1 protein-coding gene is annotated in these 1269 nt (G+C 71.2%); it reads left to right on the forward strand.

What is annotated here, in order from left to right:
• On the forward strand, positions 1–1159 hold a 1159-nt coding region (locus IE329_RS39875; protein WP_229928163.1), incomplete at its 5' end, for an acyl-CoA dehydrogenase family protein.
• Between the last annotated feature and the right edge of the window lie 110 nt (positions 1160–1269).

Here is a 1269-nt window from a genome sequence, read left to right on the forward strand (position 1 = left end):
GGACTTCGATCTCTTCCGTACCACCGAGGAGCACGACATGCTCCGGGAGGCGGTGCGCTCGCTGGCCGAGGCGAAGATCGCTCCGTTCGCGGCCGAGGTGGACGAGCAGGGCCGGTTCCCGCACGAGGCGCTGGAGGCGCTGCAGGGCAGCGACCTGCACGCGGTGCACGTGCCGGAGGAGTACGGCGGCGCCGGGGCGGACGCGCTGGCCACCGTGATCGTGATCGAGGAGGTCGCGCGGGTGTGCGCGTCGTCCTCGCTGATCCCGGCGGTCAACAAGCTCGGCTCGCTGCCGGTGCAGCTGTCCGGCTCCGAGGAGCTGAAGGCCAAGTACCTCGGGGCGCTGGCGCGCGGGGAGGGCATGTTCTCGTACTGCCTGTCCGAGCCGGACGCGGGCTCGGACGCGGCGGGGATGAAGACCCGCGCGGTGCGCGACGGCGACTTCTGGGTGCTCAACGGCGTCAAGCGGTGGATCACCAACGCCGGCGTCTCGGAGTTCTACACCGTCATGGCCGTCACCGACCCCGAGAAGCGCTCCAGGGGCATCTCCGCGTTCGTGGTGGAGAAGGGCGACGCGGGCGTGACCTTCGGCGCCCCGGAGAAGAAGCTCGGCATCAAGGGCTCCCCGACCCGCGAGGTCTACCTCGACAACGTCCGCATCCCCGCCGACCGCATGATCGGCGAGGAGGGCACCGGCTTCGCCACCGCGATGAAGACCCTCGACCACACCCGCGTCACCATCGCCGCCCAGGCCGTCGGCATCGCCCAGGGCGCCCTCGACTACGCCGCCGGCTACGTCAAGGAGCGCAAGCAGTTCGGCAAGCCGATCGGCGACTTCCAGGGCGTGCAGTTCATGCTCGCCGACATGGCGATGAAGCTGGAGGCCGCCCGCCAGCTCACCTACGCCGCCGCCGCCCGCTCCCAGCGCGTCTCGCACGGCGGCGCCCACGAGGACCTCACCTTCTTCGGCGCCGCCGCCAAGTGCTACGCCTCCGACGCCGCGATGGAGATCACCACCGACGCCGTCCAGCTCCTCGGCGGCTACGGCTACACCCGCGACTACCCGCTGGAGCGGATGATGCGCGACGCCAAGATCACCCAGATCTACGAGGGCACCAACCAGATCCAGCGCATCGTCATGGCCCGCAACCTCCCCTAACCCCCACCCGAACCGGAACCCGGCCGGACCGGGAACCGGAACCCGGCCACCACCCCGCAACGCCCGAGGGCGCCCCCACCAGGGGGCGCCCTCAGCCGTTCCCGGGACCG

It is taken from the genome of Kitasatospora indigofera (assembly GCF_014655955.1).
Classification (GTDB): domain Bacteria; phylum Actinomycetota; class Actinomycetes; order Streptomycetales; family Streptomycetaceae; genus Kitasatospora; species Kitasatospora indigofera.